At 65.6% G+C, this 26,590-nt stretch carries 26 protein-coding genes, 1 tRNA gene and 1 pseudogene; 19 read left to right on the forward strand and 9 right to left on the reverse strand.

Features of this window, described 5'->3' with window-relative positions; genetic code table 11:
• Positions 1-28: 28 nt before the first annotated feature.
• From ACZ4SW_RS27410 to ACZ4SW_RS27425, 4 genes are all read right to left on the reverse strand, one after another.
• On the reverse strand, positions 29-2,698 hold the full coding sequence (locus ACZ4SW_RS27410; protein ID WP_468250935.1) for an SUMF1/EgtB/PvdO family nonheme iron enzyme: 2,670 nt from the start codon (positions 2,696-2,698) through the stop codon (positions 29-31).
• Positions 2,695-3,456, reverse strand: a complete 762-nt coding sequence (locus ACZ4SW_RS27415) for a class I SAM-dependent methyltransferase (protein ID WP_468250937.1) — start codon at positions 3,454-3,456, stop codon at positions 2,695-2,697. Before ACZ4SW_RS27415 ends, ACZ4SW_RS27410 begins: the two co-directional genes overlap by 4 nt.
• A gap of 323 nt (positions 3,457-3,779) precedes the next feature.
• Positions 3,780-3,998 carry a DUF397 domain-containing protein gene (locus ACZ4SW_RS27420; RefSeq protein WP_468250938.1) on the reverse strand — a complete coding sequence of 73 codons (219 nt, stop codon included), beginning with the start codon at positions 3,996-3,998 and terminating at the stop codon, positions 3,780-3,782.
• An 8-nt stretch (positions 3,999-4,006) separates the two neighbouring features.
• The gene (locus ACZ4SW_RS27425; RefSeq protein WP_384605406.1) at positions 4,007-4,849 is read right to left on the reverse strand and encodes a helix-turn-helix domain-containing protein; all 843 of its coding nucleotides are present in this window, start codon (positions 4,847-4,849) and stop codon (positions 4,007-4,009) included.
• A gap of 207 nt (positions 4,850-5,056) precedes the next feature.
• On the opposite strand from ACZ4SW_RS27425, the gene ACZ4SW_RS27430 reads away from it, so the two are divergent.
• From ACZ4SW_RS27430 to ACZ4SW_RS27450, 5 genes are all read left to right on the forward strand, one after another.
• Positions 5,057-5,470, forward strand: coding sequence for an ATP-binding protein (locus tag ACZ4SW_RS27430; RefSeq protein WP_468250941.1), 414 nt, complete (start codon positions 5,057-5,059; stop codon positions 5,468-5,470).
• A 910-nt stretch (positions 5,471-6,380) separates the two neighbouring features.
• Complete coding sequence (locus tag ACZ4SW_RS27435; RefSeq protein ID WP_468250943.1) at positions 6,381-7,808, forward strand: TRM11 family methyltransferase; 1,428 nt, start codon at positions 6,381-6,383, stop codon at positions 7,806-7,808.
• 81 nt (positions 7,809-7,889) lie between these two features.
• Positions 7,890-10,358: an ATP-binding protein gene (locus ACZ4SW_RS27440; RefSeq protein WP_468250945.1), complete on the forward strand. Its 2,469-nt coding sequence runs from the start codon at positions 7,890-7,892 to the stop codon at positions 10,356-10,358.
• The gene (locus ACZ4SW_RS27445) at positions 10,351-12,285 is read left to right on the forward strand and encodes a hypothetical protein (protein ID WP_468250947.1); all 1,935 of its coding nucleotides are present in this window, start codon (positions 10,351-10,353) and stop codon (positions 12,283-12,285) included. The genes ACZ4SW_RS27440 and ACZ4SW_RS27445 overlap by 8 nt, the downstream gene beginning before the upstream one ends.
• Before the next feature lie 418 nt (positions 12,286-12,703).
• Complete coding sequence (locus ACZ4SW_RS27450; RefSeq protein ID WP_468250949.1) at positions 12,704-13,138, forward strand: hypothetical protein; 435 nt, start codon at positions 12,704-12,706, stop codon at positions 13,136-13,138.
• Positions 13,139-13,140: 2 nt separating this feature from the next.
• On the opposite strand, the gene ACZ4SW_RS27455 is transcribed toward ACZ4SW_RS27450, so the two are convergent.
• Genes ACZ4SW_RS27455 through ACZ4SW_RS27470 form a run of 4 tightly spaced genes read right to left on the reverse strand, consistent with a single transcriptional unit; the run spans position 13,141 to position 14,753 of the window.
• The gene (locus ACZ4SW_RS27455; protein ID WP_468250951.1) at positions 13,141-13,533 is read right to left on the reverse strand and encodes a hypothetical protein; all 393 of its coding nucleotides are present in this window, start codon (positions 13,531-13,533) and stop codon (positions 13,141-13,143) included.
• Positions 13,530-13,877: a hypothetical protein gene (locus tag ACZ4SW_RS27460; protein WP_468250953.1), complete on the reverse strand. Its 348-nt coding sequence runs from the start codon at positions 13,875-13,877 to the stop codon at positions 13,530-13,532. The genes ACZ4SW_RS27455 and ACZ4SW_RS27460 overlap by 4 nt, the downstream gene beginning before the upstream one ends.
• The gene (locus tag ACZ4SW_RS27465) at positions 13,871-14,299 is read right to left on the reverse strand and encodes an ATP-binding protein (protein WP_468251051.1); all 429 of its coding nucleotides are present in this window, start codon (positions 14,297-14,299) and stop codon (positions 13,871-13,873) included. The genes ACZ4SW_RS27460 and ACZ4SW_RS27465 overlap by 7 nt, the downstream gene beginning before the upstream one ends.
• Before the next feature lie 46 nt (positions 14,300-14,345).
• Positions 14,346-14,753, reverse strand: a complete 408-nt coding sequence (locus tag ACZ4SW_RS27470; RefSeq protein WP_468250955.1) for an NUDIX hydrolase — start codon at positions 14,751-14,753, stop codon at positions 14,346-14,348.
• Positions 14,754-14,860: 107 nt separating this feature from the next.
• On the opposite strand from ACZ4SW_RS27470, the gene ACZ4SW_RS27475 reads away from it, so the two are divergent.
• The 11 genes from ACZ4SW_RS27475 (at position 14,861) to ACZ4SW_RS27525 (ending at position 22,763) form a co-directional block, all read left to right on the forward strand.
• Complete coding sequence (locus ACZ4SW_RS27475; protein WP_361665459.1) at positions 14,861-15,649, forward strand: GntR family transcriptional regulator; 789 nt, start codon at positions 14,861-14,863, stop codon at positions 15,647-15,649.
• 168 nt (positions 15,650-15,817) lie between these two features.
• Complete coding sequence (locus ACZ4SW_RS27480; RefSeq protein WP_468250958.1) at positions 15,818-16,174, forward strand: SCO3933 family regulatory protein; 357 nt, start codon at positions 15,818-15,820, stop codon at positions 16,172-16,174.
• On the forward strand, positions 16,174-17,550 hold the full coding sequence (locus ACZ4SW_RS27485; RefSeq protein WP_468250960.1) for an FtsK/SpoIIIE domain-containing protein: 1,377 nt from the start codon (positions 16,174-16,176) through the stop codon (positions 17,548-17,550). Before ACZ4SW_RS27480 ends, ACZ4SW_RS27485 begins: the two co-directional genes overlap by 1 nt.
• Positions 17,551-17,637: 87 nt before the next feature.
• Positions 17,638-18,264 carry a DUF2637 domain-containing protein gene (locus ACZ4SW_RS27490; RefSeq protein ID WP_468250962.1) on the forward strand — a complete coding sequence of 209 codons (627 nt, stop codon included), beginning with the start codon at positions 17,638-17,640 and terminating at the stop codon, positions 18,262-18,264.
• 11 nt (positions 18,265-18,275) lie between these two features.
• The gene (locus ACZ4SW_RS27495) at positions 18,276-18,467 is read left to right on the forward strand and encodes a mobile element transfer protein (RefSeq protein WP_468250964.1); all 192 of its coding nucleotides are present in this window, start codon (positions 18,276-18,278) and stop codon (positions 18,465-18,467) included.
• A gap of 16 nt (positions 18,468-18,483) precedes the next feature.
• Complete coding sequence (locus ACZ4SW_RS27500; protein ID WP_468250965.1) at positions 18,484-18,678, forward strand: hypothetical protein; 195 nt, start codon at positions 18,484-18,486, stop codon at positions 18,676-18,678.
• Positions 18,679-18,702: 24 nt separating this feature from the next.
• Positions 18,703-18,948 carry a SpdD protein gene (locus ACZ4SW_RS27505; RefSeq protein WP_468250967.1) on the forward strand — a complete coding sequence of 82 codons (246 nt, stop codon included), beginning with the start codon at positions 18,703-18,705 and terminating at the stop codon, positions 18,946-18,948.
• A 133-nt stretch (positions 18,949-19,081) separates the two neighbouring features.
• Complete coding sequence (locus tag ACZ4SW_RS27510) at positions 19,082-20,416, forward strand: replication initiator (protein WP_468250969.1); 1,335 nt, start codon at positions 19,082-19,084, stop codon at positions 20,414-20,416.
• Complete coding sequence (locus ACZ4SW_RS27515; RefSeq protein ID WP_453242472.1) at positions 20,392-20,586, forward strand: helix-turn-helix transcriptional regulator; 195 nt, start codon at positions 20,392-20,394, stop codon at positions 20,584-20,586. The genes ACZ4SW_RS27510 and ACZ4SW_RS27515 overlap by 25 nt, the downstream gene beginning before the upstream one ends.
• Positions 20,583-21,956: a tyrosine-type recombinase/integrase gene (locus tag ACZ4SW_RS27520; protein ID WP_468250972.1), complete on the forward strand. Its 1,374-nt coding sequence runs from the start codon at positions 20,583-20,585 to the stop codon at positions 21,954-21,956. Before ACZ4SW_RS27515 ends, ACZ4SW_RS27520 begins: the two co-directional genes overlap by 4 nt.
• 204 nt (positions 21,957-22,160) lie before the next feature.
• On the forward strand, positions 22,161-22,763 hold the full coding sequence (locus ACZ4SW_RS27525; RefSeq protein ID WP_468250974.1) for a hypothetical protein: 603 nt from the start codon (positions 22,161-22,163) through the stop codon (positions 22,761-22,763).
• A 225-nt stretch (positions 22,764-22,988) separates the two neighbouring features.
• Here the strand turns inward: ACZ4SW_RS27525 and ACZ4SW_RS27530 are convergent.
• Positions 22,989-23,060, reverse strand: a tRNA-Arg gene (locus tag ACZ4SW_RS27530).
• A gap of 109 nt (positions 23,061-23,169) precedes the next feature.
• Between ACZ4SW_RS27530 and ACZ4SW_RS27535 the strand changes: the two are divergent.
• The 3 genes and pseudogenes from ACZ4SW_RS27535 to lysA form a co-directional block, all read left to right on the forward strand.
• Positions 23,170-23,604 (forward strand): annotated as a pseudogene (locus ACZ4SW_RS27535) (response regulator); the annotation flags it as partial.
• 536 nt (positions 23,605-24,140) lie between these two features.
• Positions 24,141-25,136, forward strand: coding sequence for an ArgS-related anticodon-binding protein NrtL (gene nrtL, locus ACZ4SW_RS27540; RefSeq protein WP_468250976.1), 996 nt, complete (start codon positions 24,141-24,143; stop codon positions 25,134-25,136).
• 16 nt (positions 25,137-25,152) lie between these two features.
• Complete coding sequence (lysA, locus tag ACZ4SW_RS27545; protein WP_468250978.1) at positions 25,153-26,544, forward strand: diaminopimelate decarboxylase; 1,392 nt, start codon at positions 25,153-25,155, stop codon at positions 26,542-26,544.
• Positions 26,545-26,590: the final 46 nt, after the last annotated feature.

The following is a 26,590-nucleotide window of genomic DNA, read 5'->3' on the forward strand; positions in this document are numbered from 1 at the left end:
ATGGTTCCGTGGCGAGGCCCGTCGCCGCTCATCCTGTCCTCTCCTCCGTCCCGTCGGTATCGCTGTCGAGATCCTGCACGCACCGGAAGCCGACCGCGTTGCTGGCACCGTGCTTCCGGTAGACGCTCTTGCTGCTTGCCTGCACCGCGCGCATCGGGTTGTCGTAACTGCCGCCGCAGATGACGGCCTCACCGGGGTCGGCAAGGCTGGTGGAGGTCCACTCCCAGCAGTTGCCGACCATGTCGAGGATGCCGAAAGGCGAGCGGTTGCCGGGGCGTTCCGTGACGGGTGTGACCCCCGCCCGGCGTACGGCGTCACCTGCGAAGTCCCGGTACCACGCCTGGTATGTCACGACGGGATGGCCGACCCAGGAGTCGGCGCAGTTCACGTGGATGCCGTCGGGCGTGTCGCCCCAGGGGAACAGCCGCCCGTCGGCGCCTCGGGCGGCAGCCTCCCACTCGAGCGCAGTAGGCAGGCGCTTGCCTTCGAAGGCGGCGAAGGCGTACGCGCTCCACCAACTGACGCAGACGGCCGGGTGGGCGTCGTAGCGCGGGTTCTCGTAGTAGTCGGGTCGCCGTAGCCGGTCGGTCGAAGGACGGTGTGTGATGTGGGCGGGCTGGTCGGGGTGGTCCCACCGCGAGGTCCCGTCCGCGTCGAGGGCGTCGAGGAAACGGCGGTAGCGTGCGACGGTCACGGCATGGCGATCGAAGCGCACGGGACGCCGGACACAGCGGATCAACAGCCGTTCGGCCGGACCGACGAGGTATGCCCCAGCGGGCAGCACGCAGTCGTCGGTGTGTGGAGTGCCGTGCATGCCGGCGAGGAAGGCGCGCACTTGCTCGGTGAGGAAGGCACCGCCGGGAATGCCCGCTGCCGCGTTGCGGTGCGCGGGATCGGCGAGATACCGGGCGGCCAGCAGCTCCTGGTACGCCGTGTGCACGAAGGCGACGTGATCGGCCCCGGCGGGGCGCAGCAACGGTGCGAGGACACAGGCGTCGAAATCAAGCCGTCCGTCCGTGAAGGCGTCAGCGCCCAGATGCCGGAACAAGTCAAGGAGCGAGAAGACAGTCCGGTCGGTGAGGAACGCCAGCCCGAACGTGGCGGGCAGCCGGCGCTCCAGATCGGGCTGCCCGCGCTCGGTCAGCGTCCGTGTGACATGTGCGCCGAGGATGTCTGCCAGCGTCTGCCCCGACGGAAGCCCGAGCACGGCGGTGAGTCTCTTCTCCAGCGGGGTGGCTTCGGGCTCGGCCAGGCGTACGACGTGGAAATGCGGGATTCGCGCCGGATCCAGGCCGTTCGCGTACATCTGCTCGACCAACTGCTCGGAGCGGCCCGCGCCGCTGTCCAGCAACTGGCGCACCTGGGGCGAGTCGGCCAGGAAGGAGACCCGTGAGCTCATGACCACAGCCGATTCCGCGGACAGGACGGCGGCGAGGTCGGTGAAGAGCCGCAGGAATCCGGCGGGGCTCGATTCCTCGACGCCCTCGTCGACGGCATCGAGCACGCACAGCGCGGTCCCCGACCGGATCAGGTAGAGGAAGAGGTCGTAAGCGCGGGAGCGGTCCGACGGCGTCATGGCCGGCGCCAGAAGACGACCTGCGTACTCGGAGAACGGTTCGTCCTTCGGTTTGAGACCGAGGTCGAAGTAGAAGCGGAAGCGACGCACCTCGGGGTCGGCTGCCAGCGCGCGCAGGAGCGTGCTCTTTCCACTCCCGGGACGACCGGTCACCAATACGTTCGCACTGCCGCGCGCAAGTCGCGCGAGCAGTTCCGTCGCGTCCCCAGACTGCACCACCTGCGATTCACCGGTGCGCGGGTCGGTGGTCAGCGTCGCCGCAGCGACAGTGGACCGCGGCTCGGCAGGGTTGATGGCAGAGGAGAGAGGGGCGAGGTGATTGTCCAGATTGACGATGGCGTCGATGAAACCGTCGTAGCGCACGATCCGGAAGTCCAACCCCAGCATCTGATGGAGTGCGCCGGACGCCGCACTGCCGCTGCTGTCGTCGTCGAGGACGACGAACCGGGTGAGCTTGGGCAGCCGCGTCCGCAGGAGTTCGCCACCGTTGGAGGCAAGGACGGTATTCAGGTCGTCGGCGTCCCGGGAGAGCATCAGCTCCACGTACTCCAGCCGCATTCCCGACTCGCGACAGAAGAGCTGGTACACGGTGTCGGGGCTGAGGACGAACCGCTTGGCCTGTCGGTAGCCGAGGGTGACGTACAACCCTGCAAGGAACTCACAGCGGCGCGCCACCTCTGGGGCCACGTCGGGTTCACTGCCGAGCAGCGCCGCGCTCCCCGTGTTGGTGAACCAGACCAGCACGTCGACGAGCCTGCGAACTGCCAGCAGACCGTCCTCGTCGCTGATGTCGTATCCGTCGTGCGTGGACCGGTTGCGGAGCCGCCGGATGTCGTCGAGCGCGTCCAGGACCGTGCTGCTGCGGATGTAAGGACGACAACGCTTGACCAGGTCGTTCAGGGCCTTTGTTGACGGGTCGCCCTCGACGCCGTGATGGCGCCACAGCTCCTTGAGGAGCTTCTCGGTCAGTTTCCCGACCAGGGCTACCGCGTTCTCAGGGTAACCATCGTTGAGGGACCGCAGTGGCCGCTCCAAATCGAGCCCTAATCGGTCGGCGATCCGCGAGTGGTCGTCGAGTTCATTCCTCAGGCGCCGCAGCCGCTCGTCGACCACGGTGCTCACGCGCCCTCCATTCGCCGCTGCCCGAGGACGAACGCGAACCGATCGGGAAACACCAGGACAGCCTCCGGGTGAGCGGCCCGCATCTCTTCGATGCCTTTCTCGATCTCACTGTCGCTGAAGGTGGACAGCAGCGACATGTAGCGGGCGCGCACCATGCCGAAGTACTTGTCCCGGTCGATGCGCAGCTCATGCTCGACGTGGGTAAGGCTGGCTTCCAGGCCGGCCGCACTCAAGTGCGCTTGGATATCGGCGGGGTCCGGCTGCAACTCCTCGAAGCGGGCGAGGGCCGCCTGAAACAGGGGGTATTGGATCGTGGCCGGAAGCATTACCACCAGCAGCCGGCCTCCGGGGGTCAAGCGCTCGGCCAGGTTCCGCAGTGTGCCCGCCTGGTCGGTCACATGGTGCACCGACTCTTTCAGCCACATCGCGTCGAGCTGTTCGTATGGCAGACCGGCGCGCCCTTCGGCGATGTCCTCGGCCGAAGCCACGATTGGCGTCAAGGCAGGCGGAGGTGGCGTACCGAGCTGACGAAGCATCGCTTCGGAGGGATCGATGCACAGGATCGGATGGCGTGGCTGGAGCTTCCTGGCCACTTCCCTAGCGAACAGGCCGGTTCCGGAACCGATGTCGGCGATCCGGTCCGCGGGGCTGAGTTGCAGCGCCTCGGCGATCCGATCGGCCATCCAGGGAATGTAGTCCGGGCCGTAAACCCAGTGCTCGTCGTACTCGGCCGCCAGTTCCTCGTAGTGCTCCCGCACACCGCGCCGCTCCACGATCCCCCTCTTGCCCGTCGTGCGTGTCGCTGGTTGTGTCCGCGCTTATGCCGCACAGGACCCATGCAGACTATCGCGGGTGACTGCACGGCGACAGGACGTCACTGGCCAGGGTTGGGCTTGATCGAACTTGCCTTGCCAGCAGGGCATGGAGATGAAGATCGTCTCGAACGACCCGGAGATCGGGGCGAGGGATGCGCACACGGTCGTGAGCGCGACGGAGGTGTGTTGCTGCAGCCGCCCGCGGCGAAGTTGTCGTTGCCGGTGTTCGCGCGAGAGCTGGCTACAGCTCGGGGGCACGAGGTGGATCAGCGGCGGAACCTGGCGAAGCCGGTGACGGTGGAGTAGCCCTTCAGGGCTTCGATGAAGGGAGCGAAGGACCCGGAGGGGAAGGCGAGGATGCCGGCGGCCGGGTCTTTGGAGTCGCGGATGGCTATGTGCGTACGGCGGTTGGCGATCTCTACGCATGAGTCGCCGTCGCCGGGTCCGGAATAGGACGACTTCCGCCAGGTGTCGGGGGTGTCCATGGGGTACCTCACAGCTCCTTCGTCAGCCTGTGGATGAAGTCGCGTGACCGCTCGGGAACGAGCGATGCGGCCTCCACTTTATGAAGGAGCGTTCGAAAAGCGCCGAGCTGGGCTTCGGAGTCGATGAAGGCCGCACCATGAGGGCCATCGCGTACGACGGTGTCCAACCTAGGTACGGCGCCTCCCGCGTACGTCATGGCGCTCGCGGCGCCGGCGAACCCTTCCAGGGCGAAGGGGATGACACGCACGGTGACGTTCTCCGCTTCTGAGAGTTCCAGGAGGCGGGAGAGTTGCACTCGTGAGGCGGTGCGGTCGCTGACCATGATGCGCAGTGCCGCCTCGTGGATGACTGCCTCGTACGGAGTCCCTTCGAGAACTGTCTTGCGTTGCATCCGATGTCGAACACGCAACTCGACTTCATCCTGCGGTAGCTCAGGGACCCGGTAGGAGAAGACGGCGCGAGCGTAGTCCTCCGTCTGAAGAGGGCCGGGGATGTAGAGGAACTGGACCTCTCTCAGGAACGTCGCGTGGTACTCCAACTCGGCCAGGTCGAGGAACGGCTTGGGCAACGACCATCGGTACTCCTCCCACCAGCCGCGCGTCCGATCCGTCGCCATGGCCGCAAGCGCTGCGATCAAGTCCTCGTCCGTGCACATGTAATGGGTCGCAAGGCGGCGGAGCCGCTCTTCACTCACGCCCGAAAGGCCGGACTCGATCTGACTGATCTGGACCGAGCTCACGCCGAGCAACTCCGCTGCTTCGCGAGCCCTGAGGCCTGCGGCATCGCGAAGTCTGCGCAGTTCGGTTGCCAGGCGCATCTGACGTGCCGTTGGTTCACGCCTCAAGCCCATCAACTGCTCCTCGGTTCAACCTGCCTGCGGGCGCAGCTCGTTCGGGGACAGATTACGCGATCAGCTTGCTCGACCTATAAATTAAGGTCTACCGTCAGTGACGTAACGTACGCGCAGAGGAAGCGCACCGCTCCGCCTTGCCATGACGGCTGCGGCAATGCCACCGCCTGCCCGCAACCCCACCCCGACCTGAAACGGAGCTGACGCATGCCCGAAAACCTGACAGAACCCTGGGAGTACTGCCTGTACATCCCCAACGACCTACGCGCCGTCACCGTTAGCCGCCGCACCCTCCGCCTCATCCTCACCATGCATGGTCTGATCCGCCTGGTCGACATCGCCGAACTCCTCGCGGCCGAGCTGGTCTCCAACGCCGTACGCCACACCAAAGGCCCAGCCGCACTCCGGGTGCGCTGGTCGGCGGGGGTACTGAGGATCGGGGCATGGGATGCCGACCCCGAGCCGCCGGAGCCGCCCGTGCCGCTTGAGCAGGTCATCGACGTGGAGGCAGGGCGAGGGCTGGCGCTGGTCCGGACGTGCGCCGACCTGTGGGGCTGGCAGCCGCTGACGAGAGACGGCAGCCGGGGGAAGGTCGTGTGGTGCGAGCTGGCCACCGCGTAAGCCGCTTCCGCAGTGATTGGCAGATGAGTTCCGCCATTCGGAGGCCTGACCTGGCCGTTTGCTCAAAGGCCTGAGCGTGTCCGCCAATCGCCGCTTTCTGCCTCGGAGAACCGCTGTTCGCCGCACCCTCGTACGGGCGAGCACGATACGAGCATCATCGGAGTCGGGGTCCGAGTGAATGAGATCGACCGCTTCCGGGCGGCGCTGGAGTGCCGCCCGGGGCCATGTGATCGCTGGCAGACGGCTGCCTGCGGCGGCATTCTGCATGTCCCGGAAGACACTCCGTCCACAGCTCACCGTTGATGACGGGTCTTGGGGCACCTCATGCTGGCTGTCCCGGCAGAATCCGGACCTGCGCACACGGCTCCGGAGGCCGATTCAGCCTACTTCGTATCGGCAGGTCACGGGCGGTACAGCCTGGCAGGGTGGGGCTTTCGGTCCACGACTAGTCCACGCTCTGGAGCAGGCCTGAGCGCAGCCCACCCGCTCACAGGCGCAACCGTGGCCCTATCTTGGCAGTTGTCCTGTCTGCTGAGGCGCTGAGTCAGCGATGGCTGTGATGCTTCAGAGGCCACCTCATCGGAGCACTCGACTCTGTGGGCTTACGCGGCCGTGTCATGGTCCCCACCGCGTAGCCGGGCTCTGCGCATCAGCTTCCCGGGATGACCACCAGCACCGTAAGCTTCCGATGCTCAGGCACGTTGCTGACGGAGAGACCAGCTGCAAACTACAAGATCAGGCAAGTAGACCTGCATGTCCAGCCGTTCTGGCACGTCGTGCCCGTGACGTGACAGGCCGTCATCTGGTTCAATCTGCGTACATGTAGATGCAACTAGACGGGCAGGGGGCCGCGTTGATTAGGAACGGAACGGGGTCCGCTTCGATGGACAGTGTGATGCCTCGCCCACCGGTGTCCAACGCGACTGGAGATAGAGCGCAGGGTGGAGACACGTTGGGAGTAGATCGGGCGGCCCCGGCGAGGCTAGCCGCTCAAGCCGAGCAAGAGCTGGCGTCCAAGCTCCGGGAGCGGGCAACCTTAACACCGGAGTTCTGGTCATTCTCGGGGCGCTCCCGCCGTGAGGCCGGCCATGGCATTTTTGCCTACCCTGCAATGATGGTCCCTCAGCTGCAGGGCGCCCTGTTGGAGGATGTGCAAGCCGTAGACCCAGCTATCTCCTCAGTCATAGACCCTTTCATGGGGTCCGGTACTGTAATGCTGGAATCGGTAAGTCGAGGGCTTTCATTTTCCGGCACTGATATCAACCCGTTAGCTGTATTGCTGGCGACGGTGAAGTCGCAGGTGTACGACCCGGAACAGTTGGCCAGAGTACGCCAGAGAATCGTGCTTCGTGTAACTGAGGACTCAGGCGAAGAGATCGAAGTCGATTTTCACAATAGAGACAAATGGTTCCGTGCGGATGTCTCGCGCGACTTGTCGAGGCTCAAGAGGGCAATTTCAGCCGAGCGCAGTAAGATTATGCGTCAGGCATTTTGGGTTGCGATGGCTGAGACCATTCGACTTGTGAGCAATAGTCGCACCTCCACAGTGAAGCTGCACTCTTATCCTGCTCACGAGATCGATGCTCGGCAGATTGACACAATTGGGACCTTTCTCCGCATTTCCGCGTCGCAAATTGAGCAGATGAAGGATCAGGCAGAGGCTTTGTCTGGAGGGCTCCGTAAAAACCCTCATCTCAGAATTTCATGTAGCGTCGGCGACGCTAGAAGCATGCCCACGAAGAAAAGTCGAGCGGCAGCCGACGTCCTAATGACGTCGCCGCCCTATGGGGACAACGTGACTACGGTCACCTACGGTCAGCACAGTTATCTACCTCTTCAGTGGATTGACTCCGCCGACGTCCCTGGTATGCGGAAAGAACTGCTCGAAAACACTAGGTCCATCGATTCGATAAGCCTTGGCGGGAAGCTCAAGGGCGCTGTTAATTGGGCTGATGAGCTGAAAGACAAGTCTCCCGCCTTTATGCATTGTCTGGACCAGCTAAAAACCCACCCGAGAAATGCTCAGTCAAGGTTCGTCGGATTTGTCCGTGACCTCGACCAAGCATTGGACGCCATAACAGCGCAATTGCGTAGCAACGCTTGGATGTTCTGGACGCTCGGCGAACGCAAGATCAGCGGCGTCCCCGTGCCCACAGTGGCCATTGTTCGAGATCTCCTAGCATCTCGTGGCTCTCGTCACATCGAAACGCTAGAAAGAAAAATCCCCGGCGGGTCGAAGCGCATGGCGTTCAGGAATGCCAGCGTTGAGACAATGAACACGGAAAGTATCCTGGTCATGCGGGGGCCTAGTTTCACCGACTTCGACTCTCGCTCGTAAGAAGGGGATAGAACAGTGTCTCAACCTTACGACGGACTTGGGCCCGCAGACATTTTGCATCTTGAGGTACACCCGTCTGTTGTGTTCAAGCTCGGCGAGGACCTCATTACTGATTCGATGCAAGCTCTGATCGAGCTTGTGAAGAATTGTTATGACGCGGATGCGACTTGGGCGGAAATCGTTATCCATACTGGGCTCGCTGACACAGAGACGCCTGACGCTCCCTCGATTGTCATTAAAGACAACGGCACAGGCATGACTGTTGAGCAAATTAGGCGTGGCTGGCTCACAATCAGCAATTCTGTGAAGCGTGAAATGAAAGCACAGGGTATTTCCACGCATCTCGGGAGGACGCCTCTGGGAGATAAAGGACTCGGTCGGCTGGGAGCACAGCGACTCGGTGAAATCGTAACCATTGTGACTAGACCGGCAGGTGCCGCAGTCGAGCATGAACTAACTATCGACTGGCGTGCGTTCCAGAGTAAGTCGTCGCTCAATGAAGTCGATTTGGCACTAGTGACTCGACCGACGAAGAAGTCGGCTGGGACAACTTTGACGATCACGCAGCTGAGAGAGCCGAAGCAATGGCGTGACGCTGCGCGGAGCGGATCGGAGGACGGCGCGTCTGTTCTGCAGAAGGATCTATCCGTTCTGATCTCGCCGTATGGCGATGAGCGGGGTCTCAGAATCCTCCTCAAGGTCGACGAAGAGCGGATTGACCTCTACGACCTGCCATCGCGCGTCAGGAACGCTGCTGAAGTCCGGTACCTGCTGAACTACGAAAACGGCAAGCTTGATGTAGCTGGGGAAGCCTCGCTGAGCTACTGGGCTCCACAAGAGAAGAGGTCGAAGGCGGAAGATCGAGTTGCTTTTGATTCACTCCTTGAGGCTGATTCAGGCGCAGCTTTCTTGAACTGGCTAAATACGAACCGGGCCAGGCAGATGGAAGCCTTCGACTGCCACGCTGCTGAGGCACCCTACTTTTTGCGCGCACACAGGTCGATTAAGCTGAGTGATCTCGACAATGTGGCACTACATCGGTCAGAAGAGGGCGATATGACGCCCGCTGATCCCGGTCCTTTCCGCGGTGAGGTGGACTACGTAACGCTCGGGCAAGGGCATCCGGAGGCTTTCAACAATCGTAGCGAATTTCGAAACTACCTAAAAAGCCTTGCTGGGGTTCGAGTTTACCGTGACGGCTTCGGCGTTCGGATGGACGAAGACTGGCTAGGGTTTCGAAAGGGGCAAACGAGCGGCTCTTCTTTCTACACCTTGCGTCCTGAGAATACTTTGGGATTCATCGATATCTCAGCTCGCAACAACGCGCAACTCGTTGAAACTACAGACCGTGAAGGTTTCGCTGACACACCTCACTATCGCAACCTCATGGCACTGTTGCAGGGATGGCGCTCCTTCACGGAACAATTTCAAACTTTCATCCGCCGTTCATATAACGAGTATCGCCAGGAGATCGAGGCTTCGAGAGTCGGCGTCGACCCCGCGGCGAGTTCAGAGATCTTGATTCAGCACGTCGAGGACACTCGATCGCGCACTATTGTGACCGCGAAACAGCGACTCAGGGCCCTCCGGGACGACGTCGAGGAGACGGCCAGGAGCCATGAGCGAGTAGCCAATGAACTCGACGCGAGTCAGCGCTCACTCTTCGCCGGCTCAGTGGATCCTGCTATTGCGCAGGAGTTGTCAAGTTTGCAAGCCGCTGACAAGCGCAGGGGGCAGTCAGTTGTTGAAATCGAGGAGATCGTTGAGTCTCTAGAATCTGAGCGTGCCGTGCTGCAGATCTTGAGGGAACAATCGGACCGACTCCGTGAACAACTAGCTCAAACCTGGGAGACCGTTTCACTAGGGCTCACCGCAGAGGCCGTATCGCACGAGGTGGCTCATGTAGCCGAAGGCATCGCAGTTAGAAGTGCTCAAGTTCGGCGACACCTGGATGAAGTGGAGATCGTCGATAGGCGACTCTCAAGCTATATCCAATATGTGCAGTCGGCGGCAAGTGCGTTGAAGCGCCAACTCGCTCACCTCAACCCGTCTCTCCGATACATGCGTGAACGTCGAGAAAGGATTGCGCTTAGCGATTTTTGTCGAGACGTAGCAGAATATCACCGTGACAGGTGGAGCAAGGGGCCAATCTCCATCACCCTTGAGGTTGGTCAAGATTTCATGGTCGAGGTGAATAGGGGAAAGCTGACTCAGATTCTTGATAACTTGCTACTGAACAGCGAGTATTGGCTTCTCCAAGATCACAGGCTGGGTCTCCAGGCCTCCCCTGAGGTATCCCTTCTGGTCAATGCACCTTATTTGGTCGTTAGCGATAACGGCCGAGGGATCGATCGAAGCGTAGAGTCGACGCTCTTCGAACCATTTGTATCATTCAAAAAGCGTGGAGAAGGGAGGGGATTGGGTCTCTACGTAGTGACACAGCTGCTTGATTCGGAGGGATGCGGGATCGAGTTGGCTCAAGACCGGAACAACAACGGTCGCTTCTATAAGTTCCAACTCAACCTGGGGGGGATGCGTGTTGATGCATGAAGAGAGTGTCGCGAAGGATGATGCAGCGGCACGTGGAGGCTTGCCTCGTATTCCAGCTCAAGCCGATGTGGATGCTGGCTCGGCCTTCGATGCAAAGGCTGCGTCTCATCAACTACTTGAACTGGCCGCGGTCGAGCGAGTCATCTGTGTAGATGACTGGTACGCCGAGAAGGAGGACGATGGGGAAGGCGTCCTAGCAGCTCTGGCCGAGGGCGCACTGTTGGCTGCAGATCGGGAGAAGATTGCTGACATCATTCCCGAGGTAGCGCTGTTACGGGATCCTGCAGCCCCGCTAGAGCTAGTTCTAGATGAAGTGAGGGATGCGTGGGAGTCTCTGGAACCCAGCAAGCGTGAGGCGATACGCCAAATCGCCGACGACCGCCTGGGCCCGGAAGGCGTTGGGATTCCCGGGGAAGAAGATGAGCCGGCCGCCGCTTGCCTTCGGGGGTTGCTCGCCGACTCCAGGGAGTTCCTAACCCTCTCACTCTCTGACTGGCGCAAGCAGCGAACAGCGCTGCTTGCAGACGGTAAGAGCACCCTTATCCTCTTGGACCGCGACTTCAGCAGAGAAGGGGCGTCGCAGACCGCCGGAGAAGAGGAGATCTCCGCACTGCTTCAGGATGCTCCTGACAGCTGGCGGATTGGCCTTTTGACGCACACGGTTTCTCCGGATGACGCCGAGGTCGAAGCGTGGAGGACTCTTTCCCAGCAGTTTGAAGCTGATTCCTCCAGGTTCCTCGTCATTGCAAAAGGGCGTCTCTCGGTGACCGCGGATGGGTTTCCGCGCATGCTGAAGCTCACCTTGCTAGCACCAGCACTGGAGCGCTTGCAGGGGGGCCTCGCCGACGCAGTAAACGGGACGTGGGCTGAGGCGATCGAAAAGGTTGGACTGATTAACCCCTACACGCTCGAGGCTGCGCTTAATGGCGACAGGCTGACAGATGGTACCTGGGGGCCCGAAACGCTGCTGCGGATTGCTACCGCGTTCACACAGGATTCTGTACGGGCCAAGCTTCGCGCTGATCGCACGGTTCACATGTCGAGCGAGCTGGTGACGAGCCTGAGTAGGGTAAAGATGCCGAGCACATCAAATTCTGATCGTGTTCGTCAGGAGTTGGCAGATATTGAACGGCTTGAATATTTTGAGTCCGCTGATCATCTGACCGAGCTCCATTTCCCGCTGGAAGTAGGGGACGTCTTCGCGTTCCAGAAGTTTGTCGAGAAGCCGCATCAGTTCGAGAAGCACAACAATGCGCGGGGCAGTGTCGGAAATGGTGTTTTGGAGTTGCGGCGCTCGGGAGCAGTGCATCACATGATCTTGCTTGCTCAGCCTTGCGACCTGGCTGTTCGCGCTGACGGAAAGCGAGGTAATGGTCTGGAGTTCGTGAGGCTGGCACCTCTGAAGAACCCTGCCAGGGGTCGTGTAATAACGCACCCGGGGGGAGGCGTGGCGACTTCATTTGACCTCCCGTTTTTCTTTGAGGAATCGGGTGGTGGCGTTGAAGTTAAGCTGAGCCAGCAACATTATGTGCCGCTGACAGCTCTAGACATGTGCGTTCTCAGCGCCAGTGGCGATGGCTTTATGTCCGCTGAGCAGGAGATGCCTGACCACGTTCTGCCAAACTGGCAGGAGCGCTTCAAGATCTTGCGCGAATGGGTGGCGAAGCAAGTCGAGGCTTACAGGGCCATGGAGCCGCATGGGATGCCAGGGAAGGCGGCTGACCAGATCACAGCTGCGTTGACTGGTATTGTGGCCTCTCCGAAGCTGGAAGCGCTAATTTCGCTGTCGCAGTCGACAATCACCTACGGCGTTAAGCGAGTTGGACGTCTCCGCGAACCATATCGCTCGGCTCTTCTTTCTCGAATGGCGCAGCGCGACTCGCGCGATGCCTTCGATCCGAGCCTAATCGATAAGACCAATGCTTGATTCCCGCAGTGCCAGAAAGGTATGGCATTGCCGCGGAGGCCGGCGGAGCGGGTTTGGCCGGTGGCCTGCCTGGTCTGGGGTCGAGCATGATCAGGGGGCCGTACGCTGGTTGGCAACTCGGGCAGGCTTTGGGCCTGCCCGCAATGTGCACGAGTGGCCCCCTGGTCTTGCTCGACGCGGGACCCGGACCGGGGAGGTGGCTAAAGCCGTGGAGCCGACCGCCCCAGCCACGATGTACCCCTTCTCTGGCATCAGGCGGCTGACTGCTTAGTGCGCGGCACGGGCGCCGGCCGGGGTGGAGCGGGACGAAGGCAGGAGCGCAGGCCCGGCCGGGGGCCGGGCCGCGCGCGGTGAGCGGAGCGAGCCGCCTTGAAATAGTAGAGAAAGTTGTAACTCAGTCGACAGCACGGGGTGTGTCTTGGACGCCGCGGTTGGTTATGGGACTCAGCCCGAGGTGATTGCCACAGTTCTGGAAGCCGCTGGGGGCGCGGCCGTGGTGCTGTCGTACGAGGAAGACAGGGCGTTCGCTGCACTGAGCCTGAACCACTTCGGGGTTGTGGGGTCGTCTCGGCTGGACTGGCATGGTGCTGAGGTGCTTCAGCGGTCCCGAGCGTTCGACGGGGGAGAGCTGCAGGCGCTGTTGTGTCGTCATGCGAGCCAGGATGAGCTGGTAGTCGTGTTCTGGGGCAATCTTGCAGTGCCCTCGATCGCGTTGGGGGCGGGTCTGGCAGCAGCGCACGCGGACGCGATACTGGCCTCCTGCTCTGAGTGCTGGATCTACCTCGTTGACAGCGTGGTGCTGATCGAGTTTCAGGATGGCGAAGGATTCGCTGTCGTGCGAGTTCCGAGCTGACGTCATCGGGGAGGCTCATCAGTCGTCGGCGCGGGCTTGAAGCCGTTTGCACAGGCAGGGAGTTCAATCCCTTGGCGGTGTGCGAGCGGGAGAAAGACTACGGGGCGGATCGTCCAGGTGATGCGGGTGCTGGCCTGGGTGATGGTCACCGTGCATGGCTCGGCGCGCAAGAGGGCTCGTCTGGTCTTGATGCGGCCTTCGTACAGCCATGCCCACGCATCGTCGGAGGCTTGGGGGTCGAGCGCTGGAGAGGCGGTGCGGAGTGCGATCGCGACCCATCTGTCAGCCTGCGGTGCCGTGTAGGCGTCGAAGGATGCCAGGAGTGCCGGCGGCCGCTCGTCGCTGAGGTCTTCCGTCCAGCATTCGCACCAGTAGCCGCGTACGGGCCCGTTCATGATGCGGCTCCTCGGGGGTAGGCCACGAGGACGTAGCGGGTGCTGTCGTCGTACAGGGTGAGTTGGTAGGCCGTTCCGGTGGCCAGGTACGCGAGGGCTCGTTCGTGCTCCGCCTCGTCGATGAGCCAGTGGAGGCCTGGCCTGGCGTATGCGGTGTCGAGCTGGTCCGTGATGTGGCTCGTGCGCTCCCGGAGCCAGCGCAATGCCAGGCGGGGGCTCGCGGCGCGGTGCGATCCCAGTGCGATGGATCGGACTTCGTGCAGGGGGTAGGCGGCAGCCCAGCATTGGTATGAGGCGTGCTGTCCGCCTGCGGTCGGCTCTTCAGCCCTGGTCGACGTCAGCACGGGCGTCCTCCTGGCCTGGGCTGAATGAAGAGTTCCGCGGTGACCGTGTAGCCGCCGTGGCTGTCGTGGACGACGACCCGGTGTGCGATCGCGCTGACCAGCCCTAAGCCTCGGCCGTGCACTGCGTCTTCCCGGGGGCGCTCGACTTTCGGGGCGGAGTCCGTCCCGCCGTCGTCCGTGACCGACAGCGCGATCACCTGCGGGGAGACTGCGAGCGCCAGGTGGAAGCGGCCGGATGCCTGGCCGCTCGCCGTGTGCAGAATCGCGTTCGCGCTCAGCTCGCTGACGATCAGCTCGGCGTCCTCGGCCAGGGGCGATCCGCGCAGGATGTCCCGCGTCCAGCGGCGGGCCCGGCTGACCTCTTCCGGAAAACCTGGGCAAGTGAGTCCCCAAGTCCGAATCTGACTCGTATACTCGTGCATACAAGTTCCTTCGCGCTGATAGGCCGCCATGTGTAGCGGGTTCGGGCTAGACGAGTTTCACGCCGTCGTGGGCGCGGATAGCAGGCGGAGACGCCGCGTCCATCGCGTCCAGGACGCGAATCGCGTACGCCTCGTCGGCGAGCTCGGTGACCTCTTCACGGGTGACCCAACGCAGTGCGCGGGTCTCGTCACCGGTGGTGGGGCTGCCGTCGGCGGCCTCGCAGCGGAAGACCAGCGAGACGATCAAGCCCTTCATGTTCTTGTAGATGCCGGTCAGGGTCGCGGGAAGTGCGATCTTGATGCCGGTCTCTTCGAGCACTTCACGCTGGAGGGCTTCGGGGACGGTTTCCTCCCGTTCGAGGACTCCGCCCGGGGGCTCCCAGTGCCCGTTGTCACGGCGCTGGATCAAGAGGGCGCGGCCCTGGTCGTCGATGACGACTCCGGCAACGCTCACGGAGTGCGGACGGTCAGTGGTCACGTTCCTCTGCCCTCTCGGCTGGCTAGGCTCTCCACCGTAGCAACAAGACTCAGCCACTCGTCTAGATACCTAAAGGAGTACTCGTGAGCCCTCTTCCTTCCGGCCTCCTCGGCGATCTCGACCCCACGAGCGATCGTGCGGTCTTCAGGCAGATCGCCGACCAGTTGCGCGAGGCCATCGACCGCGGGCGGTTCAAGGAGGGCGACAAACTGCCCTCCGAGGCCGATCTTGTCGAGCACTACGGGGTTTCCCGTATGACGGTCCGGAACTCCTTCTCCATCCTGCAGGGCGAGGGTCTGGTGCACGCCGAGCATGGCAAGGGCGTGTTCGTGCGACCACGACCGCCCGTGCGGCGTCTCGCCTCCGACCGGTTCGCCCGGCGGCACAGGGAGCAAGGGAAGTCCGCGTTCATCGTCGAAGCGAACGCGGCCGGCAGTCACCCGCAGGTCGACAGCCTGGAGGTCAAGGAGGAGAAGGCCAGCCAGGACGTCTCCGCCCGGCTCGGATCCGTGCGGCGCGTGCTGGCCCGCCGGCGTCGGTACTTGCTCGATGGGCGGCCGGTCGAGTTCGCCACGTCGTATCTGCCGCTCGATATCGCGCGGGGTACGCCGATCGCCGAGCCCAACCCCGGGCCCGGCGGCATCTATGCCCGTCTTGAGGAGCTGGGGCATCGCCTGGACCACTTCGAGGAGGAGATCCGGGCCCGGATGCCCTCGCCTGCTGAGGTCAAGACGCTCCGGCTGGCCTCCGGCGTGCCGGTCATTCACCTCATCCGGACCGCCTACGACACCGAGGGGCGGGCCGTGGAGGTCTGCGACACGGTGATGGCGGCGGACGCGTACGTGCTGTCGTACCAGCTCCCGGCGACGTGATGCGGTGAGCGACGGTGGTGCGCGGGGCCGCTTCCTCGAACTCGTACACCCCAACACGCTTACTCGTATAGACGAGTGGGCAAGTTGTGTGGCAAGGTAGTCGCGCGACCCCGGAGATCGGGTTCGCATGACCCATCATGTATAGACGAGTAGATAGGAGAGTGTGCCTTGCGCACCATCCGTGTGGAGACCTCGGCCGCAACGATCCTGCTGACCGAGGCGCCCGAGCCCAAGGTCCGCGACCGGCAGACCGGCGAGATCGCCAAGGACGCCAGCAGCGGTGAGGCGCTGATGACGATCGGCGTCGTCTACATCGAGGACGGCGAGTCGTCGCTGATCAAGGTCACCGTGCCGGAGGGCGGCATCTCCGAGGGGCTGACCCTCGGGGCTCCGGTCTCGCTGCCCGGGCTCGTGGCCCGGCCTTGGGAGAGCGTCTTCAACGGGCAGCAGCGGCACGGCATCGCCTTCCGGGCCGCAGCCGTCACCCCGGCCGCGTTCCCGGCCGCGTCGGGGGCCGCTGCCTGATGACCGACCTGACGACACTGCTGGAGGTGGGTGGTCCTGTCGCCGCGCTCGGCGGCGGGGCCGCCTACGCCCGGGCCCGGCATCCCGGCATCTACTGGTCCACGGTGGGCTTACCGATATCCACCGTACGGCTGCTCAGCTCGTACAGCTCGGTCATGGAGGCCTGCGGGCTGACCGTGGCGCCCTCCCGGCTGCGGGTCCTCGCAGTGAAGGCCACCACCCGGCGTGAGGTCCGGCCGGTTCCGCCGCGCCGGGGGATCATCCGCCCCACCTCGACCGGACTCCGGCTTCGGCTGAGACTCGCTCCGGGACAGGAACCCGCAGACGTCGCCGCCTCGGCCGAAAGGCTGCGGCACGCCTGGGGAGTTCACGCCGTCTACGTCACGACGATCAAGCCGGGTGTCGTCGAACTGCGGCTTGTCGGCTTCGACGTCCTGCGCAAGGTCCGCATGCCGCGCAAGTCCGAGAGTGGGTTTCTGAAGGTGCCGGTGGCGCTGCGGGAGGATGCCACGCCCTTCGTGCGCGACTACCGGACCATCCCGCACCAACTGACCCTTGGGGCCACGCTGTCGGGCAAGTCCATGTATCTGCGCCACCTGATTGCCGGGCTCGCCCGGCAACCGGTCGCCCTGGTCGGCGTCGACTGCAAGAGGGGCGTGGAACTGGCACCGTTCGCCGCGCGGCTCTCGGCCCTGGCGACCAACCCGGAACAGGCGGCGGAGCTGCTGCCCGCGCTCGTCAAGGAGATGGAGGATCGATACGACTTGATCAAGGCCCGGCAGGGCATCGCGCCGGATACCCCAGAGGAGGAGATCACCTCGGACATCTGGGGACTGCCCGAGAGCGAGCGCCCGGTACCGATCGTGCTGTTCGTCGACGAGGTAGCCGAACTGTTCCTCGTCGCCACGAAGAAGGAGGAGGAACGGCGCGACGAGATGGTCACCCAGCTCATCCGCCTCGCCCAGCTCGGCCGCGCGGCCGGCATCTACCTGGAAGTGTGCGGGCAGCGCTTCGGCGCCGAACTGGGCAAGGGCGCCACGATGCTCCGGGCCCAGTTGACCGGCCGCGTCTGCCACCGCGTCAACGACGAGGCGTCGGCCAAGATGGCGCTCGGCGACATCGCCGCTGAGGCGGTCATGGCTGCCTGCGCCATCGCCCCCGAGCGCCCCGGCCTGGCCGTGGCGGGCGACACCTCGGGCGGCTGGTCCCGCATCCGCACGCCGTACCTCTCCCTCAGCGACGCCGCCGAGATCTGCCGGGACTCGGCCCACCTGATGCCCGACGTGCCGTCCCTGAAGCCGTTCCGGCCCGACGTGCCCGTGCGACCGGTCGAGAAAGCGGCTCCGGCCGTGCGGCCGCTCCCGGTGAGCGACTGACCCTTCCACCTGCCCCATTCGGTCGGCGTGACCGCCTCACGCCACGTCCCTACCCCTCCCATGCCTGAACCCTGAAGGAGCCGCATCGTGCGCGCCCAACTGGCCCGCGTGGACGCGGTGCTCGTCCAGGCGGTCATCGCCGCAGCGCTGTCCTTCGCCCACCTGCACGACATCGCCTCGGCTGCCGGGCAGGACGGATGGAAAGCGTGGGCCTATCCCATCTCCGTTGACCTGCTCCTGGTCGCCGCCTGGCGCCGACTGCGGACGAGTGACGCGAAAGCGGCCGGGTGGTGCTGGTTCGTCATCGCGCTCGCCGCCTCCCTAGGCGCGAACGTCGCCACGGCCGGACTGCTCGACATGCACCAGGTGCCGGCATGGCTGCGCATCCTCGTCGCGGGCTGGCCCGCGGTCGCCTTCCTCGGCGGAACCCTCCTCGCTCACTCCGCGCCGACGACTACCACCGCCGACACCGCGGAGATCGAGGACCGGGAGGACGTGCCCGAACCTGCACCCGAGCCGCCCGCGCAACCGGTCACCGTCGAGCCACCGCCCGAGCGTCCCGGCGTTCCCGTCCCGGCCGCTCTCGTCGAACACGCCCGCAAGGTCGCCGATGAGCACCGGGCCCGTACCGGAACCCCCATCGACACCCCCACCTTGCGTGCCCGGCTCGGCGTCCCCGCGCCCATGGCCGAAGCCATCGCCGCCCGCCTCTGAAAGGAGAGCCCATGACCGCCAACCGCCGCTTCCGCGACGTCACCCGCATCGGCCCCGTACAGGTCGGCACGTTCAACGACCACAGGGGCCGCGAGAAGCACACCGCCGCCTGCACGGCTCCGCGCTGCGGCTTCTCCGCCGACTACGACAGCCGCGCTGCCGCTGAGCTGGCCGCCCGCACCCACCGCTGCCCCGCCCGCTGAAAGGACCCCGAACCCCGTGACCGTCAGTCTGCCGCTCGTCGTCGTCCTCGGCTTCTTCGCCTGGGGAGCGGTCAAGTTTCTCGGCGTTCGTACCTGGATCGTCGTCCTGATCGCCCTCTTCGGCTTCTGGCTTTCCCACACCTTTCTGGCCCCCGCCATCGAGTCCGGCACGCGCTCTGGAGTCGACGTCGTAAACGGCGAACACGCCTAGACGAGTAGATAAGGAGATCCGCTCGTGTTCCTGCCCAAGTATCCCGACAACCCGACTCCGCCGCCCGCGTACAACCACAGCCCGGCCGACCCGGCACCGGTACGCCGCTCGCTTCCGGCGCTCGCCATCGACCACAAGGCGGTCATAGCCCTGCTCGTCGGCGGAGTCGTCCTCACCGCGCTCCTGGCCGCCGTCGCCGTCACGGCCATCTCCGTGGCCATCGCCGCCATGGTCCTGCGCTCCATGCTCCGCGACCACCACCGTCGCTGAACCCCGCCCAGCACCCGGGGCGGCACGACACGACCAAGCATCCGCCGCCCCGGGGCCCGTCCCTCTCGACCGAGCCAGTCAGAAGGAGACAGCCATCCTCACCGGCAACACCCCGCCACCGCTTCCGGAACTCATGAGCCTGGCCGAGGGCGGCACCCTGCCCGGTATCCTCCGCCAACTCTCCGGACTCGGCGGCTGCACCCAACCCATCCGCCTCGACGGCCACCGCACCGAGTACGACGTCGACACCACGACCGGCGAGATCGGCCGCGTGCTGCAGCACCTCGACTCCTCCAGCCTCCCCGCCGGCCAGCTCCTCGTCCGCTGCAACAACCGCCGCACGACCCGCTGCCCGGCCTGCGCCGAGGTCTACCGCCGCGACACCTTCCACCTGATCACCTCAGGCCTGCGCGGCGGCAAAGGCATCCCCGAGCAGGTCGCCGCACACCCGCGCGTCTTCGCCACCTTCACCGCACCCAGCTTCGGCCCGGTCCACAACCGCCCGACCGGCCCGGCCGGCACCGTTCGCCCCTGCCGCTGCGGCGTCCACCACGACCAGGACGACGACGCCCTTGGCACCCCGCTCGACCCGGGCACCTACGACTACGAAGCCGCCGTCCTGTGGAACGCACACGCCGGGGCGCTCTGGCGCCGCTTCTCGGTCTACCTGCGCCGAGAGGTCGCCAAGCGCGCAGGGCTGTCACAGCGCCGTTTCCGCGAGCACGCCCGCGTTTCCTTCGCCAAGGTCGCCGAGTACCAGAAGCGCGGCGCGGTCCACTTCCATGCCGTCATCCGCATCGACGGCCCGACCGGTGGCGACACCCCGCCCCCTGCCTGGGCCACCGCCGAGCTGCTCACCGACGCCATCGGCGCCGCCGCTGGCAAGGTCTGCGTCGACGGCCCGGTCATCGACGGCCGTGCGCACAGTTTCACCTTCGGCCGCCAGCTCGACGTCCGCACCATCCGATCCGCCGACTTCAACGACGGCCAGGCGCTCACCGAACGGGCCGTAGCCGCGTACATCGCCAAGTACGCCACCAAGGGCGCCGAGACAGCTACGGGAGCTCTCGACCGCCCGCTCAAGTTCCTCGCCGAACTCGCCCAGCTCGACATCAGCGACCACGCCCGCCAACTGGTCCGAACCGCCTGGACCCTCGGCGCACGCAAGGACCTGGAACACCTCCGTCTGCGCGCCTGGGCCCACATGCTCGGCTTCCGCGGCCACTTCTCCACCAAGTCCCGTCGCTACTCCACCACCCTCGGCGCCCTCCGAGACGCCCGCGCGGAATGGCGCCGATCCCAAGCCGCTGCCGCAATCGAGACCACGTCGGACACGACTCTCGTGCTCGCCCACTGGGTCTTCGCCGGAACCGGCCTGTCCGACGCCGAAGCCTGGCTCGCCGCATCCCTCGAACCCGCCCCCGGAACGGAAGGAGAACCGACATGGACCGCCGACGCGACGAACTGATGACCGTGAACCAGGTCCTCGACGAGCTGGGCGGTGTTTCCCGAAGGACCTTCTACCGCTGGCGCGAGTTGGGTCTTGGACCGGCAGCTTTCAAGCTGCCCAACGGTGAGCTACGAGTTTGGCGGAGTGACTTCACCACCTGGCTGCGGCAGTTGGAGGCGGCGGCATGAAGTCCCTCGACGTGAAGGTGTGGGGCGTCCGGAAGAGGAATACCAAGAAGTCCTCCTATGACGTCCGGTGGACTGTCGCCGGAAACGTGTTCTCCGAACAGTTCCGTACCAAAGGGTTAGCGGACCACTATCGTTCCAAGCTGCTCCGCGCCACTCATGCCGGTGAAGAATTCGACACGATCACCGGGCTGCCCGATTCGATGGTCGAGAAGTCGGCCTCGATGACCTGGTACGTCTTCGCTCTGAAGTACCTGGCCATGAAGTGGCCTCACGCAGCGCCGAACACGCGCAACGGGATCAATGAGGCCCTGACCGCCGTAACGATGGCCCTTCTCGACGATCGCCCGGGGCAGCCGTCCGAGGAACTGATCAGGAAGGCACTCCGCAACTGGGCCTTCGTCCTTCCCGGTCCGGACGAGCGCGAATTGCCGACCGAGATCGCGAACACCTTGCACTGGGTGGCCAAGGCGTCGCGCCCGCTCTCGGACCTCGGTGACGCTGCGATCGGCAGGGCCGTCCTGGACTCGCTCAAGCTGAAGCTCGACGGGACGGCAGCCGCCGCGGAGACCGTCCGGCGTAAGCGGCGGACACTCGTCAACGCGCTGCACTACGCGGTGGACCTCGGGGAGTTCAAGGAGAACCCGATTACGGGAATCCGCTGGAAGAAGCCGAAGGTCGCCGGGGAGGTCGATCCCCGGGTGGTCGCCAATCCTGAGCAGGCTCGTTCCCTGCTGACTGCGGTCTCGTACGTCGGCGGGTACGGCCGCGCGCGTGGTCGCCGACTCGTCGGCCTGTTCGCCTGCATGTACTACGGCGCCCTGCGTCCCGCTGAGGCCGTCGGCCTCACCAGTGCGGACCTGAAACTGCCTGAGGTCGGCTGGGGGACAGCACTGCTGAGCCGGACGCGCCCCAGTGTCGGCAAGCAGTGGACGGACTCCGGCGAGACCCATGACGACCGGGGTCTGAAGAACCGGCCGGCGGAGGAGGTCCGGCGCGTGCCGATCCCGCCCCAGCTCGTCGCCATCCTTCGGCAGCACCTTGACACGTTCGGCACTGCAGAGGATGGGCGGCTGTTCGCCAACGAGCGCGGGGGAGTGGTCGGCTCCTCGACGTACTACCGCGTCTGGCAGGAAGCCCGCGCGCTGGCCCTTCCGCCGGCCGCGGTCGCCTCTCCGCTCGCTGCGCGTCCGTACGACCTCCGGCACTCGGCGCTGTCGACCTGGCTCAACTCCGGGGTGGACCCGACCGAGGTCGCGGAACGTGCAGGCAACAGCGTTGAAGTCCTGCTCAGCCGCTACGCCAAATGCATCGACGGCCGACAGGAGATCGCCAACCGCAAGATCGAAGAGCTGTTGCGCGAGTACGAGTGAAACCGGCTGCAGATGCCTAGAGGCCCCTGGAATCCCAGGGGCCTCTTCGTTGCCGTGGGACCCCCGTGGCAGTGTGTGCGCGTGCGCAATTCCACGGATGATCTACCAAGAGTCCTGGCCACATGCTGGCTCTACTGGATCGCAGTACCGACCGGTGATCAAGCAGGCGTTATGGAAATGATGGGGCTTGTTGACCCTCGTCCCGTGACGTTCGCCGAAGCCGAGGAGATCATCGACGAAGACGGCCACGGAGGGACGGAGGAGAACCCCGACGGGATGGCTCGGGTGTACGTCAGCCCGGAACTCGACGGGTGGACTTTGGTCATCGGCCCGTGGTGCGACCCGTGTGACGCTGAGCGCGGTGATGATGTGCTGCGGCTGTGCAGGGACCTGAGCGCCCGCTACGGCCAGGCGCAGGCGTACTACTACGGGGCACAGCGCGACGGTTCCGCCTGGCTCGTTGCTCAGGACGGCGTCGTGCTGCGGCGCTACTGCGAGACCGGTGAGGCCGAGAACGCCTACTTGACGGTGGGAGAGCCCCTGCCCGTCGAGCGGGCTCGCCGAGAGCAACTCGGGTTGCCGGCGGTGTGGGACGAGGCGACGGAATCAGACGAGGATGAGGCCGAGTGGAAGTGGGCCGCGTTCGACCTCGCTCCTGAGATCGCCGCGGCTCTGGGTGTCAGTCCGCTGAAGCTGACGGCGGATATGCGCGTTGTTGGTACCGGGGTTCTCGCTCTCACCCCGCGTGCCGCAGAGGTTCATGCTGAGGCCTCACGCCTGGACGCCGGGGCCGACTTGTTCCCTTGATGGCCTCCCTGGGCCTCGGGCCAGGCAGGCGCCGGGCCGGTCGATAGTCCGCGGGTCTTGGTAATTCGCGGTGCTGACCTGGGCCGATGCTCCAAGATCCTGTCCACGAATAGTCCACAGACCCCGACATACGGCCGCTGCGGGTCGCATACGCCTGCACAAACACGAAGACCCCGGCCTCAGCGTTTTCGCTGGTGACGGGGTCTCTGGGCACCTCATGCTGGGTGCCCCCGGCAGGATTCGAACCTGCGCACACGGCTCCGGAGGCCGTTGCTCTATCCCCTGAGCTACGGGGGCGTGTCCCGCGCTGTTGCGCTGACGGGTAGAACCCTACCAGCTCCTTCGTGGTGGTCATGAACGGTTTCCCGGGGGCTCCGTCGCCGCGGCTCGCCCGGACGGGGTGGAAGTGGGGAAAACCCGGACGCGGCCCCCTGGGGCGACCTACTCTCGAGGTGTGCCAGGCGCGTCCGGCCGGGTGCTTGTTGTGGACGACAACAAGGTCATCCGGCAGCTGATCAGGGTCAACCTCGAGCTGGAGGGTCTCGAGGTCGTGACCGCCGCCGACGGTGCCGAGTGTCTGGACGTCGTGCATCAGGTGCGGCCCGATGTCGTCACGCTGGATGTCGTCATGCCCCGGCTCGACGGGTTGCGGACGGCTGCGCGGCTTCGTGCCGATCCCCGGACCCGGAAGCTGCCCCTCGCCATCATCAGCGCCTGTACGCAGTCCGAGGTCGAGAGCGGCCTCGATGTCGGCGTCGACGCCTTCCTCGCCAAGCCCTTCGAGCCCTCCGAACTCGTCCGGCTCGTCAAGGATTTGATCGAGCGAGGTCCGCATGCCGGTCCGCATGCCGGCCGGCAGCATCAGCCACATCAGCAGTATCACCAGCAACCTGCGCATCAACACCAGCAGCAGCACCAGCACCAGCATCCCAGCGGTCGAGAGCAGCAGGTCGACGGGGTTCAACAGGCCGGTGCGTACGTCGAAGGCGCCAGTGTGGCCGTAGAAGGCGCCGGGGACCTCCACGGCGCCCCGGACCCCGGTGACGCCGATCGCGTCGAGCCCGCCGGGCACGCCCCCCACGCCGGGCAGCCGGGCGGTTGACGCCAGCCGACACCCCCCACGCCGGACAGCCGGGCGTTTGAGGTGAGTCGGCCACCCACCCCGGGCATTCGGCCGGTCGACGCAAGCCGCCGCCCAGTGCACCGCCCCCCGCCAGCCCCGCACCCAACACGCGAACGGCAGCCCCGCACCCACCGCCCCCCACGCGAACGGCAGCCCCCACCCCCAAGCCCTCCCACCCCCACCCCGTCCACATCCCGGACCCCCAGCCAAACCGGCTCGCCTACCCACCCCCCTCCTCCCCTACCCTTGTCCCCGTGACCCCCGTCGAGCTGTCCCGCACCGTGCTGCGCGCGGTGCGTCGTGCTGTTGACGTGGGGGAACTCAGTGTGCCTGTGCCTGAGCGGGTCGTGGTGACGCCGCCCGGGCCCGGTGGGCGGGGTGACTACGCCACCAACGTCGCCCTGCAGCTCGCCCGGCCCGCCGGGCGTCCGGCCCTCCAGGTCGCCGAGATCCTCCGGCCCCATCTGCGCGACACCGCCGGTGTCGCCGATGTCGAGATCACCGGGCCCGGGTTCCTCAACATCCACCTCGATCAGGGGACCGCCACCGCCGCCATCGTCCGCCGGATCCTCGCCGACGGCGGCAGCCCCTGCACGTACGGCCACAGCGCCGCCCTCGACGGCCACCTCGTCCCCCTGCGGATCCCCTACGACATCCGCGCCGAAGTCGTGGCCGACACCCTCGTGCGGATCATCGCCACCCAGGGCGGCCGCGCCGAGATCGATCATGCGCGTCCCGGGGAGCCCGTCGATCTGCGGCCCGTCCCCGCGCCCGAGGACCCCACCCCCCTCGGCCCGGACGCCGCCCGCTGGGCCCTCCTCCACCCCGCCGCCCACGACCGGCCCCGGATCACCGCGGATCACCTCCTCCAGCGCGAGAGCAACCCCCTTTTCCGCGTCCGCTACGCTCACTCCCGCGCCCGCGCCCTGGCCCGCAACGCCGCGAGACTCGGATTCGAGGCCACCCCCGGCGACGTACCCGACGCGACCGCTGCCGCCCTCACCCGGGCCCTCGGCGAATACCCCACCGCCCTCACCCAGGCGGCCACCCACCGCGCGCCCGACCGGCTCGCCCGGCACCTCGTCGCCGTCGCCGACGGACTGCTCGCCTTTCAGCACACCGTTCTTCCGCTCGGCGAGGAGAAACCCTCGGCCGCCCACCGTGCCCGGCTCGCCCTCGCCGAAGCCGCCGGGACGGTGCTGGCCGGCGGCCTGTCCCTGCTCGGCATCAGTGCACCCGAATACCTGTGAGAGAGCCAGACCAGTCATGAGCCGTTCCGCGCACCCCGCCGGGCCCCGCCACGCCGACGTCCTGCCCGAGGGCCACTACTCCGCCCCGCCCGCCGACCTCAACGCCCTCGACCCCAAGGTGTGGGCGCAGACCGTCACGCGTGACGACGACGGCGTGCTCAGCGTCGGCGGGATCGACGTCAAGTCCCTCGCCGAGCGGTTCGGGACGCCCGCCTACTTCATCGACGAGGCCGACTTCCGGGCCCGCGCCCGCGCCTGGCGTACCGCCTTCGGGCCGGACGCCGACGTCTTCTACGCCGGGAAGGCGTTCCTGTCCCGTGCCGTCGTGCGCTGGCTGGACGAGGAGGGGCTCAACCTCGACGTGTGCTCCGGCGGCGAGCTCTCCACCGCCCTCGCCGGTGGCATGGCCGCCGACCGCATCGCCTTCCACGGCAACAACAAGTCCGTCGAGGAGATCACCAGGGCCATCGAGGCCGGCGTCGGCCGGATCGTTCTCGACTCCTTCCAGGAGATCGTCCGGGTCGCGCACATCGCCTCCTCCCTGGGGAAGCGGCAGCGTGTCCAGATCCGTGTCACCGTGGGTGTGGAGGCGCACACGCACGAGTTCATCGCCACCGCCCACGAGGACCAGAAGTTCGGCATTCCGCTGGCCGACGGGCAGGCCGCCGAGGCCGTGCGCCGGGCGCTCCAGCTCGACGGGCTGGAGCTCATCGGGATCCACAGTCACATCGGGTCCCAGATCTTCGACATGTCGGGGTTCGAGGTCGCCGCCCACCGGGTGGTGGGGCTGCTCAAGGACATCCGGGACGAGCACGGCGTGGAGCTGCCCGAGATCGACCTCGGCGGCGGCCTCGGCATCGCCTACACCAGCGACGACGATCCCCGTGAGCCGCACGAGATCGCCAAGGCTCTGAGTGAGATCGTCTCTCGGGAGTGCGAGGCCGCCCGCCTCCGCACGCCCCGCATCTCCGTCGAGCCGGGGCGCGCCATCGTCGGGCCGACCGCCTTCACCCTCTACGAGGTGGGCACCATCAAGCCGCTCACTGGGCTGCGCACGTACGTCTCCGTCGACGGCGGCATGTCCGACAACATCCGCACCGCGCTCTACGACGCCGAGTACAGCGTCTGCCTCGCCTCCCGTGCGTCGGACGCGGAGCCGATGCTGGTGCGCGTCGTCGGCAAGCACTGTGAGAGCGGGGACATCGTGGTGCGGGACGCCTTCCTGCCCGCCGACCTGGCGCCGGGCGACCTCATCGCCGTGCCGGCGACCGGCGCGTACTGCCGTTCGATGGCCAGCAACTACAACCACGCGGTCCGCCCGCCCGTCGTCGCGGTGAAGGACGGAGAGGCCCGGGTGATCGTCCGCCGGGAGACGGAGGAGGACCTCCTGCGTCTCGACGTCGGATGACCCGTCCACAGGGGCTGACGGCGGTCGCGACTACCGAGATCGGCGG

Source organism: Streptomyces sp. NPDC028331 (genome assembly GCF_055565775.1).

Coding starts and splice junctions, on each gene's coding strand:
- ACZ4SW_RS27520 (WP_468250972.1), top strand. CDS start 20,583: ATGAAGTCCCTCGACGTGAAGGTGTGGGGCGTCCGGAAGAGGAATACC.
- ACZ4SW_RS27510 (WP_468250969.1), top strand. CDS start 19,082: ATGAGCCTGGCCGAGGGCGGCACCCTGCCCGGTATCCTCCGCCAACTC.
- ACZ4SW_RS27495 (WP_468250964.1), top strand. CDS start 18,276: ATGACCGCCAACCGCCGCTTCCGCGACGTCACCCGCATCGGCCCCGTA.
- ACZ4SW_RS27455 (WP_468250951.1), bottom strand. CDS start 13,533: ATGAACGGGCCCGTACGCGGCTACTGGTGCGAATGCTGGACGGAAGAC.
- ACZ4SW_RS27425 (WP_384605406.1), bottom strand. CDS start 4,849: ATGGGCTTGAGGCGTGAACCAACGGCACGTCAGATGCGCCTGGCAACC.
- ACZ4SW_RS27420 (WP_468250938.1), bottom strand. CDS start 3,998: ATGGACACCCCCGACACCTGGCGGAAGTCGTCCTATTCCGGACCCGGC.
- ACZ4SW_RS27430 (WP_468250941.1), top strand. CDS start 5,057: ATGCCCGAAAACCTGACAGAACCCTGGGAGTACTGCCTGTACATCCCC.
- ACZ4SW_RS27445 (WP_468250947.1), top strand. CDS start 10,351: ATGCATGAAGAGAGTGTCGCGAAGGATGATGCAGCGGCACGTGGAGGC.
- lysA (WP_468250978.1), top strand. CDS start 25,153: ATGAGCCGTTCCGCGCACCCCGCCGGGCCCCGCCACGCCGACGTCCTG.
- ACZ4SW_RS27485 (WP_468250960.1), top strand. CDS start 16,174: ATGACCGACCTGACGACACTGCTGGAGGTGGGTGGTCCTGTCGCCGCG.
- ACZ4SW_RS27515 (WP_453242472.1), top strand. CDS start 20,392: ATGGACCGCCGACGCGACGAACTGATGACCGTGAACCAGGTCCTCGAC.
- ACZ4SW_RS27465 (WP_468251051.1), bottom strand. CDS start 14,299: ATGCACGAGTATACGAGTCAGATTCGGACTTGGGGACTCACTTGCCCA.